Annotated in this window: 12 protein-coding genes and 8 tRNA genes; 6 read left to right on the forward strand and 14 right to left on the reverse strand. The window is 39.8% G+C overall.

What is annotated here, in order from left to right; translation table 11 throughout:
• Positions 1-54 precede the first annotated feature (54 nt).
• Positions 55-528, forward strand: coding sequence for a peroxiredoxin (locus tag QQK09_RS05380; RefSeq protein ID WP_284203089.1), 474 nt, complete (start codon positions 55-57; stop codon positions 526-528).
• 151 nt (positions 529-679) lie between these two features.
• Here QQK09_RS05380 and QQK09_RS05385 read toward each other — a convergent pair whose 3' ends face one another.
• The 4 genes from QQK09_RS05385 to kdgR all read right to left on the reverse strand — a co-directional run bounded on the left by QQK09_RS05385 (position 680) and on the right by kdgR (position 5,047).
• Positions 680-901: an alternative ribosome-rescue factor A gene (locus QQK09_RS05385; RefSeq protein WP_284203090.1), complete on the reverse strand. Its 222-nt coding sequence runs from the start codon at positions 899-901 to the stop codon at positions 680-682.
• Positions 902-1,053: 152 nt separating this feature from the next.
• A complete protein-coding gene (gene nhaD / locus QQK09_RS05390) occupies positions 1,054-2,406 on the reverse strand; it encodes a sodium:proton antiporter NhaD (protein WP_284203091.1) in 1,353 nt (450 codons plus the stop codon).
• A 336-nt stretch (positions 2,407-2,742) separates the two neighbouring features.
• Positions 2,743-3,855, reverse strand: a complete 1,113-nt coding sequence (locus QQK09_RS05395; RefSeq protein WP_284203092.1) for a M20/M25/M40 family metallo-hydrolase — start codon at positions 3,853-3,855, stop codon at positions 2,743-2,745.
• 406 nt (positions 3,856-4,261) lie between these two features.
• A complete protein-coding gene (kdgR, locus tag QQK09_RS05400) occupies positions 4,262-5,047 on the reverse strand; it encodes a DNA-binding transcriptional regulator KdgR (protein WP_284203093.1) in 786 nt (261 codons plus the stop codon).
• A gap of 479 nt (positions 5,048-5,526) precedes the next feature.
• Here kdgR and QQK09_RS05405 point away from each other — a divergent pair, with 479 nt between their 5' ends.
• Positions 5,527-7,410: a TonB-dependent receptor plug domain-containing protein gene (locus tag QQK09_RS05405; protein ID WP_284203094.1), complete on the forward strand. Its 1,884-nt coding sequence runs from the start codon at positions 5,527-5,529 to the stop codon at positions 7,408-7,410.
• On the forward strand, positions 7,400-8,908 hold the full coding sequence (locus QQK09_RS05410) for an AbgT family transporter (protein ID WP_284203095.1): 1,509 nt from the start codon (positions 7,400-7,402) through the stop codon (positions 8,906-8,908). Before QQK09_RS05405 ends, QQK09_RS05410 begins: the two co-directional genes overlap by 11 nt.
• 116 nt (positions 8,909-9,024) lie before the next feature.
• Here the strand turns inward: QQK09_RS05410 and QQK09_RS05415 are convergent, their stop codons facing one another.
• The 10 genes from QQK09_RS05415 to QQK09_RS05460 all read right to left on the reverse strand — a co-directional run bounded on the left by QQK09_RS05415 (position 9,025) and on the right by QQK09_RS05460 (position 12,153).
• Positions 9,025-9,198: a hypothetical protein gene (locus tag QQK09_RS05415; RefSeq protein WP_284203096.1), complete on the reverse strand. Its 174-nt coding sequence runs from the start codon at positions 9,196-9,198 to the stop codon at positions 9,025-9,027.
• 407 nt (positions 9,199-9,605) lie between these two features.
• A tRNA-Pro gene (locus QQK09_RS05420) sits at positions 9,606-9,682 on the reverse strand.
• Positions 9,683-9,839: 157 nt separating this feature from the next.
• A tRNA-Leu gene (locus QQK09_RS05425) sits at positions 9,840-9,924 on the reverse strand.
• Positions 9,925-9,960: 36 nt separating this feature from the next.
• A tRNA-His gene (locus QQK09_RS05430) sits at positions 9,961-10,036 on the reverse strand.
• Positions 10,037-10,134: 98 nt separating this feature from the next.
• Positions 10,135-10,211 (reverse strand) — tRNA-Pro (locus QQK09_RS05435).
• A gap of 30 nt (positions 10,212-10,241) precedes the next feature.
• Positions 10,242-10,326: transfer RNA gene (locus QQK09_RS05440), tRNA-Leu, on the reverse strand.
• A 48-nt stretch (positions 10,327-10,374) separates the two neighbouring features.
• Positions 10,375-10,450 (reverse strand) — tRNA-His (locus QQK09_RS05445).
• A gap of 17 nt (positions 10,451-10,467) precedes the next feature.
• Positions 10,468-10,544 (reverse strand) — tRNA-Arg (locus tag QQK09_RS05450).
• 43 nt (positions 10,545-10,587) lie between these two features.
• Positions 10,588-10,664: transfer RNA gene (locus QQK09_RS05455), tRNA-Pro, on the reverse strand.
• Between the two features lie 190 nt (positions 10,665-10,854).
• Complete coding sequence (locus QQK09_RS05460; protein ID WP_284203097.1) at positions 10,855-12,153, reverse strand: DEAD/DEAH box helicase; 1,299 nt, start codon at positions 12,151-12,153, stop codon at positions 10,855-10,857.
• Between the two features lie 171 nt (positions 12,154-12,324).
• Between QQK09_RS05460 and QQK09_RS05465 the strand changes: the two genes are divergently transcribed.
• The 3 genes from QQK09_RS05465 to QQK09_RS05475 all read left to right on the forward strand — a co-directional run bounded on the left by QQK09_RS05465 (position 12,325) and on the right by QQK09_RS05475 (position 16,456).
• Positions 12,325-14,019 (forward strand): sensor histidine kinase, encoded by a 1,695-nt coding sequence (locus QQK09_RS05465; RefSeq protein ID WP_284203098.1) that lies wholly within the window; start codon positions 12,325-12,327, stop codon positions 14,017-14,019.
• A complete protein-coding gene (gene btsR / locus QQK09_RS05470) occupies positions 14,016-14,756 on the forward strand; it encodes a two-component system response regulator BtsR (RefSeq protein WP_348532700.1) in 741 nt (246 codons plus the stop codon). Before QQK09_RS05465 ends, btsR begins: the two co-directional genes overlap by 4 nt.
• A gap of 209 nt (positions 14,757-14,965) precedes the next feature.
• Positions 14,966-16,456: a carbon starvation CstA family protein gene (locus QQK09_RS05475; RefSeq protein ID WP_284203099.1), complete on the forward strand. Its 1,491-nt coding sequence runs from the start codon at positions 14,966-14,968 to the stop codon at positions 16,454-16,456.
• Positions 16,457-16,516 lie beyond the last annotated feature (60 nt).

Here is a 16,516-nt window from a genome sequence, read left to right on the forward strand (position 1 = left end):
AATGGGTTAACAACACATTATTTTAGATTGTTCACATCATTAAAGGATTTCAACATGATCGAATTAGGACAAAAAATTCCAAAAGCAACCTTAAGCCAGTTAACCGCTGATGGAATGGTTAATCACGATGTTAGCGCGTTATTTGCGGATAAAAAAGTGGTTTTATTTGCTGTGCCTGGCGCATTTACGCCGACCTGTTCTGAAGCGCATCTACCAGGGTATGTGGTGCTTGCTGATAAGTTCCAAGCTAAAGGTGTGAATTTAATCACTTGTGTTTCGGTGAATGATGCCTTTGTCATGAAAGCATGGGGCGAAGTGCATAACGCCTCTGAGTTATTAATGTTAGGCGATGGTGATGCTAGCTTTACTCAGGCTTTGGGGCTGAGCATGGATACAGAAGGTTTTGGTGGTGTACGTTCGCAGCGTTATGCGATGGTCATTGAAGATGGTGTTGTCACACTATTAAACGTTGAAGAAGCAGAGAAGTTTGAAGCGAGCAGTGCAGAAACAGTGTTAGCTGCGCTTTAATTTATTGATTAACGAGTCCCGTGAAGGTGATGATTGGGGCTCGTTTATTTTGCTTTAAGGTTTGCTCTAAAGAATGTTATTTAAAGATTTTTCTTGAAAACACTATTTAAAAACGGTTATTAAAAAAGTGTTATCAAATCATCGCTGATGGTTAAGCGGCTATTTGATAACACTCTTTCCCTGAGTGTTTTGCTTTACGATTAAAAGAACCTTTACCTTTCTTCGCTTTTTCAACTCTCATACTAAATACTTTACTAGTGACCAGCGCGCCAAGTGCAGAGTGGTTAATCGTGCCTCGTCCGAGGTCTACCTGTTTTTGTGTTTGTTCAGGTTGTTGCGCTAGCGCTTTTACCCGTTTCTTTTGTTTAGCCATGTTGACTCTCCTTAAAATTGATCCTTAGTCTATCACGATTATGAGTTTTTCATCATTTTAGTGTTATGAGTGGAAGGGGATTTGATCGTTAACAAATAAGTAGGTTCTCAGTAAGTCCGAGAACCTATCATTAAGTGATACACTGTTTTTATTTAGTGGCCGGCAACAACTTGCACTGCGGGTTTAATATAAAAACCTAATACTTCATATTGAGCGTACCAAACGGCAACGGATGCAAAGTACCCGATAACGATTGTCCATGAATATTTCATGTGCGCACCAAAGGTATAAACGCCTTTTAGTTTGCCCATTACACCTACGCCAGCAGCGGATCCAAAAGAGATCATGCTACCACCGACACCAGCGGTTAATGTGACTAACATCCATTGTGCTAACGGAATATCTGGTGCTGCTTTTAAAACAGCGGACATAACTGGGACATTATCAACAATCGCGGATAAGAAACCAACGCCCATATTTACATACATCGGATCAAACATCGTATATAACTTAGCGGCATGGCTTAAGAAACCGGCAAAGTGAAGCGCACCAACGGCTGCTAAAATACCAAAGAAAAATAGTAATGTGTCATTTTCAACTTTGGAAACAGATTTATAAATCTGAATATCGTTATTATGATATTTTTTAAGTCTGTATGCATAAAGTTGTAATAATGAAAGGCCAAATAACATGCCCCACATAGGTGGTAAATGCATCAATTGCTTTCCTAATACCGCACAAATGATGGTGAAAATACCTAACCCAATGATCACTTTACCACCCTTATGAATTTGCACGGGTTCACTACCTTCAATCTTTTCAGGTGTTCCCTCTGGCACAAAACGGGACAGTAAGAAAGCGGTAATACCCCATCCAATAATCGACGCAGGGAATAAAAATAGGAAGTCAATAAATGAGCCTTTGCCTGCAGACCATGCCATCAGCGTGGTGATATCTCCAAAAGGAGACCAAGCGCCGCCAGCATTGGCTGCCACAACGATATTTATCGCAGCAGGTACTAAAAATGCTTTGTTGTTTTTCTCTATGGTGATCAAGACGGTTGATAGAATCAGTGCCGTGGTGAGGTTATCTGCAACTGGGGAGATGAAAAATGCTAATAAACCCGTTACCCAGAACAGTTTTTTATAGTTATAACCTGCTTTTAGCAGTTTCTCTTTTAACGCATCAAATACGTTGCGCTCAATAAGTGCTTCGATGAATGTCATCGCCACGAATAAGAAAAAGAAAATTTCTGCTATTTCTAAAATGAGGTGTGCTATTTCGGTATCAAATGCTGCAAAATTTAGTCCATTTACTGCGTAATAACCGCCCAGTAACATGAACATAAATGTCCCGGTAAACAGTGCTGGTTTTGCTTTGTTGATATGGTATTTTTCTTCGGCAGCAATAAAATAGTAACCCACGACAAATATTGCTAATAATAGCCAACCAAATGGTTTAACAGCTAAATCAACTGCTTGAATGCCTCCCTCTGCTCTTGTCATATTATCTCCTGTAAAATCTATTTTTATGCTAAATATCCCTTTTTAGCCGTAGCTAAGGGGAACTTATCCTAGTTTTTATCACTGGAACCGAGAAACTCTATCAATCTTTATTAGTTGAATATTTGTTTCTCATCAATTTATGAGTTTATTGTTAAGTAATATTGTAATACCAGTGGTTTTTTCTCTGTTAATAATAGGAAAAGGGCGTTGGAAGTAAAGAAATGCTTTGAATAGGGCGATGAAGGGTTAATAAGTAACGCTAAGTGAGTTAGTTTTACTCGGTATAAAAAAGCCACAATAAGATGTGGCTTTAAGATGTTGCGGTGATTAACTGACTTATTTGGTCATGCTTAGGTAGGTAACCAAAAACTCAGTGATGGCATCCATATCTGCAATGCTGATGTACTCTTCAGTTGTATGTACTTGCGCCATTCCGGTTGATAAGTTGACCGATTTGATCCCTTTTTCATTGAAAATATTGGCATCGCTGCCGCCACCGGTTGATTTAGTTTGTGGTGTGATGCCATTGGCTGTAAATGCCGCTGCAATACCTGTCACCAGCTCATCTTGTTCTGCAATTTGATAAGCATTATATGAGCGTGTTGATTGTATTTGAATTTTAGCACCAAATTTTAACGCACTGGCTTTAAAACCTGCTTCCATGTGTGCTGCTTGTGCATTCAATTTTGCATCATCAAGCGATCGTGTCTCAGCTTCGAGGTAAAGTGATGGCATAACGATATTGGTCGCATTACCACCATTGATGATACCAATGTTTGCAGTGGTTTCATGATCAATACGTGACAGTTTCATTTGAGAAATAGCATCGGCAGCAACGGTTAACGCATTAATACCTAATTCTGGTGCGAGCCCTGCATGTGCAGGTTTACCTGTGATTTTCACGCGTAAGTTCTGTTGGCCAGGGGCAACCGTGATCATCGTACCAATGTCGCCGCCTGAATCGAAAATTATCGCTTGTTTAGACTTGATACAACTAATATCGAAGTTTTTAGAACCGTTTAATCCACCTTCTTCATACACAGTAAACGCAAGTTCAATGGTTTGATGCGCGAGCTTGTTTGCTTGTAGTGTGCGAACTGCTTCCATAATGGCAGCAATGCCTGATTTATCATCGCCCCCTAATACCGTGTCACCTTTTGAATAGATAACACCGTCAATGATGATAGGTTCGATATTATTACCTGGGCTGACAGTATCCATGTGGCAGCTTAGTAAAATGCTACCGGGTAATGTGCCCGGTAAGCGTGCGTAAATATTAAATCCATTAGAGATATCGGCAGGCACTGGCAGCTTTTGAACAGAAAACCCTAATGCGGTTAACTGTGTATTGAGTGTTTCTGCGATAGCTAATTCATTTCCTGATTCACTGTCTATCTTTACCAGCTCAATAAAGTGCTGAATAAGTCTATCTTGATTAATTTTTTTCATTGGATACTCTTTTTCTTCAAAAAAACTACCGTAGCGCAAACCTTAAGAGGGAGATCTCGATTGGGTCAATAAATTTGTAGAGTAGTTAAAAAATTGAGTAAGCAAGGAGGAAGTCGTGAGAAATATACGGGTAATAAGGAATATTGGTTGCTTGTGATCTCTATTGTCGCGCTAAAGTAGAGTCGATAATCATTGCTTTAGCTTGGAATGAACTTTGTATATTGTTAATGAAGATCTTCTACTTTTATATGGTCCATATCTTTTAAAAAGTGGGCTGTTTGAACTGAGGCTAGTTAAGGCTGAACAGTTAAATAACTGTTCCCAATACGGCAAAATGTTCCGTAAACCTTAACTATACAATCGACGCGACTAAACAAGAATAAAAATGCAGTAGTCTGGCGGCGATTTATTTCACTGGGTAATCGTGATACCCAAGCTGATTTGAAATGTTTTTACTCGACTGATGTAACAGACCTACGTAATAAGGCATTCTTTTTTCATCAAAACGAATAGTAGGGAATGAGATAGATAAACCAGCAATGATAGTGCCAAATCTATTGTAAATAGGTGCTGCAATACATCGTAAACCCGGCTCTTGCTCTTGGTTGTCTTCTGCATAATGCTGCTCTTTAACTACCTGCAGTTCAGACAAAAGTTGGTCGGTATTTTCCAATGTTTTTTCTGTGTGCTTAATGAATTCGACATGAGATAATTTTTCACGAATGAATGATTCTTCTTTATCTGCAAGTAACACTTTACCAATCGCAGTACTGTAGATTGGGTTACGGCGACCGATTTTTGATTGCATTCTTAAATTATAATTAGAGTCAATTTTATGAATGTAGATAATCGAAGTTTCATCCAAAGCACCTAAATGTAGTGCTTCATTGGTTTTTTCAGAAATCAGTTGCATCTCTTTATCAGCTAAACTGATGAGATCGACATATTCAAGTGACTTCGAACCTAATTCAAACAGTTTCAGCGTGAGAGAGTATTTATCCGCTTCATCTTCTTGTGCGACATAACCCTGCATCTTCATTGTCTGTAGAAAACGATATGTTGTTGCTTTAGACATCATCAGGCGTTGTGATAATTCCGAAACACCAATATCTTTCTGATCCCCTAATGCCTGAAGAATACTGAAAACTTTTAATACTGAGGAAACTGCCTCTGGATGGGTTGTTTTTTCCATCATTAATTCCTTTATGATTTTGATTTTTTTATTATACCTCGTGTTTGCCTACTATACAGCATTTATTGAAAAGCCTTTTTAAAAAACTAGAACCGAAAGAGATAATGGTTATTATTTTGGTTGTTGCTTTTATTTTGTTATGTATTTCATGGGGAATTGACCTATGGCGCTGCTTTTATATTTGCTAGTTTATGGTAGCGGGGGGGGGTATTGGATATTTGTGTAAGCATTGGTTGATCTGTGTTGGGAACTTAATAACAAGATAAGGTGCGACATGAATGGCTCTCTAATATTACGCCGTGTATCTTCAGTCAGTAATATTAAAATAAACGCTGTAAGCTTTAAATAACTCGCCTTTCTGTTGCCTTTTGTTTTTTGATATAAAATTTTGTCTTTAAAATCATTGCGTAATATATCATTCTATTACTAACTAAGTAATAATCGTTATCATTAAAAATCTTATAACGATGGCGCTTTACATGAAAAAAATAATCCCACTCTCTGGCCTATTCTTAACCTCTATGGTCAACGCTCAGCAATCGACAGAAGTGGGGGATGTCATGGTTATTACTGCTAGTGCAAGTGAAGATGCAACGATCGCAATGGCACCAGCCACTGTTAGCGTTATCTCGCCAGATGAAGCCGATCAGTTACAACTCTCTCAAGATCTTGGTGATGTATTAGTCGGTACCCCTGGTGTAACAGTAAGCAACAATGCCAATGGCACACGTGGAGTTGCAATTCGCGGACTTAACTCGGGTTATACACAAGTACTGATGAATGGTCACCGCAACTACAGTAGCGAAGCAATGTTTCGTGGTAACGACAGTGGGTTGAGTTTTATCCCAACTATCGCAATGGACAATATCGAAGTGATTCGAGGCCCTATGTCTTCTTTATATGGTGCTGATGCGATGGGTGGTATTGTCAGTGTTAAAACCCGAAAAAATAGCGGTTTTACTGAGGGGGCTATCAGTGTTGAGGGGCAATACAATGCTCAAGACAAAGGTGGTAATGGTGAGCAAATAGGCTTGTATTTATCAACGCCTTTGACTGAACAATTAAGCTGGACGGTATTTGGTAATTACTTACATGTCGACCAAGCTTTTTACGAACAAGACCCTAGCTTTACTAAATTGCGTGAGCGTAATAATTACAATATTTTCAATCAGCTAGATTATCAAATTAATGATGATCATGATGTAGGGCTCGAACTACAAGTCTCTGAAGAAGACCAACTTGGCGATAAGGTTTTTGGTGGGCGTGCTTTTGAGCAAGAAAGACAAACGGTTAAATTAAGTGCAATGCACAATTACCATTTTGCGAATGGTTTAGTAAGCAGCCGTGTATTTTACGATGATTACGATGTTCAATATATTGATACGCCGAGCTCTGACATTTCTGAAACGACTTATGGCATTGATTCTAAAGCATCAATGGATGTAGCTGGACATGGTATCGCATTTGGTTTTGATGCACGTGGCACTGAACTATCGGGCGCCGCAAATTTCTTTAATAATGACGTTATTCACCGTACGCAATTAGGTGCATTTGCCGAGGCAAATCTGAATATAAACAATGATTCAGTCTTAACCTTGAGTGGGCGCGTTGATAATGATGAAATGTATGGAACAGAATTTACTTACCGTGTTTATATTGCCAGTCAACTAACCGAGCAATGGACATTAAAAGCAGGCCATAGCACTGCGTTTAAAGCCCCACAAATAGTCCAAAGCTATGATGAGTATTCAGCACCTGTTGCAGGTGGAGGCACTATTTCTGGTAATTCAGATTTAGAAGCTGAAACGGGTAACTTTAATGAAATTGGTGCCTATTTTGAATTAGATCGCACCACTGCCAATGTCACGGTATTTTATAATAATATCGACAATATGATTCAAACTGAATTTTTAGGCGGTAATGATTACCGTTACAATAATATCGGTAGCGCAACGATTAAAGGTGCCGAGTTTGCGTTTAATCAGGGCTTTGATAGCGCTATGCTTGATCTCTCATACACTTATTTAGACGCCATTGATAATGATACAAACAGTACCGTTCGTGGTACCTCAAAGCATCAAGCGACAGCCGCGATAACATGGTTTGCCACTAATGATTTAGATACGTTTGCGCGCGTGCATTACCGCGGTGAACATGTTGGTGAATTAGGACAGGATTTAACGCCTAATGATGCTTACATGACACTTGATGCAGGTCTTCGATATGCTATTAATTATGCGGCTTCTATTAAATTAGGTGTCAATAATATCACTAATGAAGATATCTCAGATCCAACCACAGCAGCTTACTCAGAGGTTATTAGAGGCACGACCTATTATGCTGGCTTAACCTATGATTTCTAGGCAACAAAGTATAAATCAAAATAGCAGGCAATCGATATTTGATCGTATTGAGCATTGGGGTAATAAGTTACCTCATCCTGTTTTTTTATTTATATTACTAACCATTTTTGTCATTGTACTTTCCTGTGTAGGTCATTATGCAGGTTGGCATTATCAGTTACCCGGACAAGAGCAGCAATTTGTTCAGAACTTAATTTCGCCCGCGGCTTTACGAGAGTGGATTGGTGGCTCCGTTGAAGCATTTATCCGCTTCCCGCCTTTGGGGATAATTGTCGTCGCCATTATTGGTATTGGTCTTGCTGATTCTTCTGGTCTGATTGGTTACAGCGTTCAAAGAGCGGTAAAACAAGCCGGGACATGGCAATTAACTGCAACCATTTTATTGCTTGGCGTTTTATCTAATATGGTTGGTTCTGTGGGATATATTGTACTGATTCCACTCGCTTGTCGTACCTATCAGGCTGCAGGGAGGCCTGCTCTTGCCGGTCTTGCCACTGCCTTCGCAGGCGTAGCAGGCGGTACACATGCCACTATTTTTATGACTACTTATGACGTCGTGATTGCTGGCATCAGTACTTCTGCTGCCCAATTGGTCGATCCTGCCATTATCGTTAGCCCTTTAGCTAATTATTACTTTCTTGCAGCTAGCGTTATCTTATTGATTATGGTCGGTACTCTGGTGTCGATAAAAATCGTTGAGCCGAGATTGGCTAATATTGATATTAATAGGACCGATGACGTTATCTTGCCAAATACAGATGATGATAGGGCGCTACTTTTCACCGCGATTGTTTTTTTTAGCACACTGACGCTAATACTCGTCGCAGCGATTCATCCTGATGGTTGGTTAAGCCCTGCTGAGGGGACTATGCTGGGGCGCAGTGAAGTTGTGAAAGGGTTGCCGGTATTAGTTTCATTTCTCTTCGGGATAAGTGGACTGACTTTTGGTTGGTTATCGGGCACCTTTAAAACTGAAAAAGATATTATTGCTGCTTGTCAAAAAAGCTTAGGTCAGCTGGGATTGTTTCTATTGCTTATCTTTTTTGCATCACAGCTTATTTATGTGTTTAAACTGAGTCAGATCTCAGGTTTTCTGGCTGCTAATTTTGGTGCCTTTGCAGAAAGCTTTTCGATTCACCCTATCCTGTTAGTGTTATTTGTTATCATCAGCAGTGCGATATTGAATATTTTTATGGGCTCGCCCGCGGTGCAGTGGAGTATGATGGCTCCAGTATTTATCCCCACCATGTTGATTGCAGGACTACCGGTTGAACTGACTCAAGTTGCTTTTCGTATCGGTGATTCTGTCACTAATATTATTAGCCCACTATTCGGCTACTTAGGTATTATTTTGGCCACTGCACAGCAATACAACCCTAACGCGAAAATTGGTACGCTGGTATCGATGATGCTGCCATTTAGCTTATCATTCTTATTAATGTGGAGTGTTTTCTTAATCTTATGGGTCTTTGTCTTCAAATTGCCATTAGGTATATAGTACTTTTATAAACAGAGCTGTATTACTTTCCTATCTGATTTGATGACATTGTTCTCTAATAGGTAACCAAGCATATCGTTTAGTACTTTCTTCATTGTAAAGTTTGAAGAAAGTTCTTAATCATCAACTACTTCTATAGTGATATGCTGCGCACCAAGGTAGGTCCCTTCATCTATTTCATAACGAAGTACTTCATCACAATGTGGGCAATCAAAATCTAAATTTGGTTCAATGCATTCATCCTCAAGCCAATCTAAGCCAATTTGTTTTTCACAAGTAGGGCATTTCATTTAATCTTTCCTTTAATATATTTCTGTAAATTTGGGGCTATTGTTTATTTAAACATAAATAAACAGAGGCATTATTTACTAGTTGTTAATACGTTTTGGACACCGATTGTAATTTACGGGTTTTGAAGGTTGTAAATTTAGCCAAAAATAGGGCGAATTTTTGAGGTGTCTTATGTAGAAACTAATACCGATTACATTAATTATGTGATCTAAATTTTGCGCAGGAAAAACAGCTTAATTCAAGGCGTAAGTTGACGTAAATGGTTGTTCCCTTTGCGAAATTTACAACGTAGAAGTAAGTTGTTTTAACCAGTAAAATAGATCAACTATTTACTGTAATTGGTATCAGCTTTATAAGGTAAATTTTAGACATAAAAAAACCGCTACAAGAGCGGTTTTTTTAAATGTGGTCGGTGATAGAGGATTCGAACCTCTGACCCCCTGGTCCCAAACCAGGTGCGCTACCAAGCTGCGCTAATCACCGAATTTTTAAAATTTATTAGTAGGGGGTGTTAATCACTAATTAATTTTAATATGTTTAAATGGTACGGAAAGAGAGACTTGAACTCTAACTTCTTACGCTTACTTTGAGAATAGCTGAACCTAAATCCGATTTTCTCAAAATCCATTATTAGTTTAAATGGTGCGGAAAGAGAGACTTGAACTCTCACATCTTACGATACTAGAACCTAAATCTAGCGCGTCTACCAATTCCGCCACTTCCGCATCTATTTAAACTTTACTGCTTTTTACATCAAAAGATGGGGCGAATGACGGGGATTGAACCCGCGACAACCGGAATCACAATCCGGGGCTCTACCAACTGAGCTACATCCGCCACTAACCTTTTTATTCAATACCTTAACTATCTAAGTAGTAGGGCATTGCACTGTCCTAAGACAGAAAAAACCGCGTTTAAAGGCGGCCTTTAAAATGTGGTCGGTGATAGAGGATTCGAACCTCTGACCCCCTGGTCCCAAACCAGGTGCGCTACCAAGCTGCGCTAATCACCGAGAACTTACTGCTTTGTTACTTTGTTTAAATGGTGCGGAAAGAGAGACTTGAACTCTCACATCTTACGATACTAGAACCTAAATCTAGCGCGTCTACCAATTCCGCCACTTCCGCATCTATTTAAACTTTTACTTCTTTTTCTACACGCATTCTTAAAAAAGATGGGGCGAATGACGGGGATTGAACCCGCGACAACCGGAATCACAATCCGGGGCTCTACCAACTGAGCTACATCCGCCACTATACTTTTTAAAATGGTACGCCCTACAGGATTCGAACCTGTGGCCTACGGCTTAGAAGGCCGTTGCTCTATCCAGCTGAGCTAAGGGCGCGTAGCTGGTTTCTGAAACATGTTTAAAACACATTTTAAAAATTTGGTCGGTGATAGAGGATTCGAACCTCTGACCCCCTGGTCCCAAACCAGGTGCGCTACCAAGCTGCGCTAATCACCGAAATTGTATTTACAGTTTACATCTGCTAGTTAGTAACTAGTGTTGAAAGGCTGTTGCCCTGTCAACGAGACGAGATATTACGGAGTTGTGCGGGTCTCGTCAAACATTATTTGCGTTAAATGTTTTGAATGAGCAATAAATAAACGCATTAACGATTAACTGGTTGATGCGTGTACTTATTGCTTATTTATTAACGCTTTTTACGCTTCTGAGCTTTTGCTCGACGTATCGCTGCAGGGGTGTTTTCTGCTTTTTTACGTTCGATTATTTGATTACGCTCTTGTGTTGCTTTATATCGGCTTTTCTTAAGCGGTTTTACGGTGCTTCCATCATCAGATTCATATTGATCGCTCATTTCATAACCTGGGTAGATGATGCGTTCGAACTGACGGCCAATTAATGTTTCGATATTATCTAAGAATTGCTCATCTTTTGGGCTAACTAATGAAATAGCTGTCCCTGTTTTACCTGCACGACCTGTACGACCGATACGATGTACGTAATCTTCCGCTAAGAAAGGGAGGTGGAAGTTAACAACATAAGGAAGATCTGGGATATCTAAACCACGTGCAGCAACATCTGTTGCGACTAAAACACGTACGTTACCTTGTGAAAATTGTTCAATAGCTTTATTACGTGCACCTTGCGTTTTATCGCCATGACAAACCGCTGCTTTTATACCATCGAGTTTTAATTCTTTAGCAAGTAGGTTTGCGCTCTCTTTTGTACCTGCAAAAACTAATACCTGTTTCCAGTTCTTAACACCGATCAATTCAGATAATAGTTCGCGCTTACGTACTTCAGAGACCCAGTAAACTTGTTGTTTTACTTTACCTGACGTTGAGTTAGATGGAGATACTTCAATTGTTTTTGGCGTATGTAATAACTGGTTCGCTAATGTTTTCACTTTTGGAGAGAAGGTCGCTGAAAACATGACGGTTTGATGTTTCTGCTTCATGACATCTAATAGTTGCTGAATATCGGTTAAGAAACCCATATCTAACATACGATCCGCTTCATCTAATACTAAATGTTTTATGTGAGTCAGGTTGACGTGACGCGCATTAAGATGCTCAAGTAAGCGCCCTGGTGTCGCTATCAATATATCAACGCCTGTTTTTAACATTTTTATTTGTGGATCTGCATTTGCACCGCCCGTTACTACACCTGATGTGAGTGGCATAAATTGGCTGTATTCACTGACATTTTTAGCGACTTGCAGTGCAAGCTCACGTGTAGGCGTTAAAATCAGCGCTTTAATCGTGCGATTATTCGCTTCTTTATCACCGCTGTTTTTAGCGATTAGGTCTAGAATCGGTAAGCTAAATGCAGCTGTTTTACCGGTACCTGTTTGTGCGCTCGCAAGAATATCAACACCCGAACGGATCATCGGAATCGCTTGTTGTTGAACTGGCGTTAAGGTCTTGTAACCACAAGCCTTAACCGCTTTTAATAACTCTGAAGATAAACCAATTGCATCAACACTCATTTATATCACCACTTTATTGCAAAATTTTTAAAGAACGGGAGTATATACCCGTTGCTCCTCGGTCGCTAGCTTGCCTATTATAAAATCGTTGGCAATTCAGCGTTGCATTATTAACCATTGCGTTAGTTTTAAATAATTAGCTGTTTTTCTTTGTATTTTCGGAAAATGTTTATGGAACTTATCTTTTCATTATTACAGCAACTTAGCGTTTATCTTGTGCTCGCTTACTTGTTGAGTAAAACACCGCTATTTATGCCCTTAACAATGCTTTCTGGTCGTTTGTCACATCGACTTACTTGCTACGTCATCTTTAGCTTGTTTTGTATCCTTGGTACCTATTTTGGTTTGGCAATAGAAAATGCGATTGCGAATACTCGTGCGATAGGTGCGGTGATGGGCGGTTTGCTAGGCGGGCCCGTGGTTGGTTTTGCGGTTGGGTTAACCGGGGGGATTCATCGTTATTCGATGGGCGGCTTTACTGATGTTGCCTGTGCAATATCCACTACATCTGAAGGGTTACTGGGTGGGTTAGTGCACCTTTATTATATGCGCCGAGGTTTAATAGAAAGAATTTTCAACCCTTTTCTGGCTTTGGTTGTCTTGCTGATTGCTGAAGTGATGCAGATGTCGATTATTTTACTGGTTGCAAAGCCCTATGAGCAAGCCTTAGACCTAGTCGAAACGATTGCACTACCGATGATTATCGCGAACTCTGTCGGCGCTGCATTATTTATGAGTATTATTCAGGATAGAAAAACCATTTATGAAAAGTACTCCGCTTCTTTTTCCAGTAAAGCATTAACCATTGCTGAGCGTACCGTGGGTATTTTAAGTGGTGGTTTCAATCAAGAAAATACCCAAAAAGTAGCGCAAATAATTTATGAAGAAACGGGGGTTGGGGCGGTTTCCATTACTGACCGTCAAAAGATTATGGCGTTTATTGGCATTGGGGCAGATCACCACCTTCCTGGAACGGTCATTTCTTCCAAACATACTAAGCAAGCGATCGATAATGCAGAACTCATTTTTGCTGATGGCTATGAGATCGCCTATCAGTGTTCGTTAAGTGATCATTGTAAACTGGGGGCTGCATTAATTATTCCGCTACTAGGCAGTGAAAACCAAGTATTAGGTACAATTAAGTTATATGAGCCAAAACAGAAGTTATTCTCATCGCTTAACCTTAGTTTAGGGGAGGGGTTGGCAAAGCTGCTCTCCAATCAAATATTAAATAGTCGTTATCACGATCAACAAACCTTACTGACACAGGCTGAACTGCGTTTACTGCAAGCGCAGGTTAATCCGCATTTTTTGTTTAATGCATTAAATACGATCAGCGCCGTGATACGACAAGACCCTGATAAAGCACGCCAGCTTATTGTGCATCTGTCGCAATTTTTCCGTCGTAATTTGAAGCACAATATTGAGTCGGTTACGCTACAGGATGAGTTGAAACATATTCATGCTTACCTAGAAATAGAATTGGCTCGCTTCTCAGATAGGCTGACGGTGAATATTAATATTGATGAAGTATTATTATCGCAGTATGTACCCACTTTCACTTTACAACCCTTGGTGGAGAACGCCATTAAGCATGGAACCTCCACACAGCTTGAAAATGGCATTATTGATGTTGTTGGGTATTTACAAAATGGGCTTGTCGTATTGAAAGTGATTGATAATGCAGGCACCTATTGCCTAAATAATAATGAATTACAACAAGGTTTGGGTTTACAAATTGTGGATAAACGCCTAAAGAATTGTTTTGGTGAGCAGTATGGACTGCGAATGTCCTGCGAAAAAGGGAGTACTACTTGCGCTAAAATCAAGTTTCCCTTTAACAAATCACCACAAGGGGAGAGATGAGGATGTTAAAAGCGATCGTGATAGATGACGAACAATATGCGCGTGATGAATTAATCGCACTCATTGCAGAGCAGCAGGAGGTCACTATAGAGGTTGTCGCATCCTGCAATAATGCTATCGAGGGACTTAAAAAGGTAAATCAGTTAAAGCCAGATCTAATTTTTTTGGATATTCAGATGCCACAAATCAACGGGATTGAGATGTTAGGTATGTTAGATCCTGAGACTATGCCGAAAGTGATTTTTGTGACTGCTTTTGATGAGTATGCATTACAAGCATTTGAAGACAATGCTTTTGATTATATTCTTAAGCCGGTTGAGCCTTGTCGCTTACGAAAAACCTTAAAGCGCGTTAAATGTAAAATGCAGCAGGAAAATTATCAGGTATTAACCGATAAGCCGTTAAGCTTGATCCCCTGTGCAGGTTTTAATCGCTACCTGTTATTAAAACCGAGTGAAATAGAGGTCGCATATAGTGATCAATCTGGTGTGCATATTATTAGCCAGCAAAGTGATAAAGGTGCAGCAGAAACGAGTTGCTCATTAAGTTTAAAAATATTAGAGGAGAAAACAGAATTATTACGTTGCCATCGACAATATTTGATCAATCCTAATGCCATTCGCGAGATTAAATTATTGGATAATGCGCTGGCGGAAATCGTGACGGTGAGTGGTGCTGTGGCGCCAGTAAGTCGCCGTTATCTGAAAATGCTTAAGGATCGATTCCAACTACATTAAGAAAACCCTGAAATATAATAAAACCACTTAATTTATTATCGCTGCCACTAAAACTGATATATGACCACTGGCTTAATGGCTGAGTGACATTGTATTTAGGTTAATAGAAAGTGTATCTACCCGTTATCAACCAACGTAATTTGTCATTGAGTAAAATGATGCACCTTGAATGGTAACGACTACTTATATTAACTTAAAGGATTAAACATATGTTGTGGTTTCTATTTTGTGTTGCATTGTTACTCGGTGGATACTTTTTCTATGGCGCATTCATAGAAAAAGTATTCGGTATAAAAAGCGAACGTACAACGCCTGCTTTTAGTAAAACAGATGGCGTTGATTATGTGCCAATGTCAAAAAGTAAAGTTTACCTCGTTCAGCTACTTAATATTGCCGGAGTAGGGCCTATTTTTGGACCTATTATGGGCGCGTTATATGGGCCTGCTGCGATGTTATGGATTGTATTAGGCTGTATTTTTGCCGGTGCTGTTCATGATTACTTTTCTGGCATGTTATCGGTACGAAATGGCGGGGCATCTGTACCTGCTATTACCGGTAAGTACCTAGGTAATGGTGCAAAACACTTCATGAATATTTTTGCATTAGTACTGCTATTGCTCGTGGGGGTTGTGTTTGTTTCTGCGCCTGCTGGCATGTTAACTAACTTGGTTAATCAACAAACTGATTTAGCAATGCCGATGCTGACGATGGTTATTATCATCTTTAGTTATTACGTGATTGCGACCATCGTGCCAATCGATAAAATCATTGGTCGTTTTTACCCTTTCTTTGGCGCGCTACTAGTGTTTATGTCGGTAGGCCTTGTGGTTGCATTAGGCTTCTCAAGTGAACATAGTTTATTAGGTGATTACGAGATGAGCATGATGTTCACTAATATGAATCCTAATGATATGCCGTTATGGCCGGCGCTATTTATTACTATTGCTTGTGGTGCTATCTCTGGTTTCCATGCAACACAATCGCCACTCATGGCGCGTTGTTTAGAAAATGAAAGTAATGGTCGCTTTGTGTTTTATGGTGCAATGATTGGTGAAGGTATTATCGCACTTATCTGGTGTGCACTGGCGTTATCATTCTTTGGTAGTGTTGAAGCGTTATCGGAAGCGGTAAGTGCTGGCGGACCTGGTGCGATTGTTTATGATACTTCTATCGGTCTGTTAGGTGTGTTTGGTGGTATTGTTGCATTCCTGGGTGTGGTTATTTTGCCGATAACTTCTGGTGATACTGCATTCCGCTCAAGTCGCTTGATCATGGCTGAATATTTCAATATGCCACAAAAATCGATTCGTAATCGTTTATTAATGGCATTGCCTCTGTTTGTTCTTGGTGCCGTATTAACGCAAGTTGATTTTGGTATTATCTGGCGTTACTTTGGGTTTGCTAATCAAACCACTGCTGTGATGATGTTATGGACTGCTTCTGCTTATTTATTGCGCCATAATAAATTACATTGGGTAGCGACGGTACCTGCAATGTTTATGACCACGGTTGTTATCACGTTTATTCTTAATAGCAGCACCTTAGGGTTTGGATTAGGTATTGATATCGCCACTACACTCGGTGTGATTGCGATGCTGATGATAACGACTTATGTTATTAAAACGTCAAAAGGTAAACATATTGCAGATGAACCTGTTTCTGAACCAACCACCATTAAAGCAAAGCCGCTAGAAAATTAATCGTTCACAGCAATTGTAGTGATTAAAATACAACCGCGACTTATCTATATAAGTTGCGGT

It is taken from the genome of Psychromonas marina (assembly GCF_030161115.1).
GTDB lineage: Bacteria > Pseudomonadota > Gammaproteobacteria > Enterobacterales > Psychromonadaceae > Psychromonas > Psychromonas marina.

What these genes read in the sequence shown, in the direction of transcription:
- QQK09_RS05380 (WP_284203089.1), top strand. Translation starts at nt 55, where the DNA reads ATGATCGAATTAGGACAAAAAATTCCAAAAGCAACCTTAAGCCAGTTA.
- QQK09_RS05385 (WP_284203090.1), bottom strand. Translation starts at nt 901, where the DNA reads ATGGCTAAACAAAAGAAACGGGTAAAAGCGCTAGCGCAACAACCTGAA.
- nhaD (WP_284203091.1), bottom strand. Translation starts at nt 2,406, where the DNA reads ATGACAAGAGCAGAGGGAGGCATTCAAGCAGTTGATTTAGCTGTTAAA.
- QQK09_RS05395 (WP_284203092.1), bottom strand. Translation starts at nt 3,855, where the DNA reads ATGAAAAAAATTAATCAAGATAGACTTATTCAGCACTTTATTGAGCTG.
- kdgR (WP_284203093.1), bottom strand. Translation starts at nt 5,047, where the DNA reads ATGGAAAAAACAACCCATCCAGAGGCAGTTTCCTCAGTATTAAAAGTT.
- QQK09_RS05405 (WP_284203094.1), top strand. Translation starts at nt 5,527, where the DNA reads ATGAAAAAAATAATCCCACTCTCTGGCCTATTCTTAACCTCTATGGTC.
- QQK09_RS05410 (WP_284203095.1), top strand. Translation starts at nt 7,400, where the DNA reads ATGATTTCTAGGCAACAAAGTATAAATCAAAATAGCAGGCAATCGATA.
- QQK09_RS05415 (WP_284203096.1), bottom strand. Translation starts at nt 9,198, where the DNA reads ATGAAATGCCCTACTTGTGAAAAACAAATTGGCTTAGATTGGCTTGAG.
- QQK09_RS05460 (WP_284203097.1), bottom strand. Translation starts at nt 12,153, where the DNA reads ATGAGTGTTGATGCAATTGGTTTATCTTCAGAGTTATTAAAAGCGGTT.
- QQK09_RS05465 (WP_284203098.1), top strand. Translation starts at nt 12,325, where the DNA reads ATGGAACTTATCTTTTCATTATTACAGCAACTTAGCGTTTATCTTGTG.
- btsR (WP_348532700.1), top strand. Translation starts at nt 14,016, where the DNA reads ATGAGGATGTTAAAAGCGATCGTGATAGATGACGAACAATATGCGCGT.
- QQK09_RS05475 (WP_284203099.1), top strand. Translation starts at nt 14,966, where the DNA reads ATGTTGTGGTTTCTATTTTGTGTTGCATTGTTACTCGGTGGATACTTT.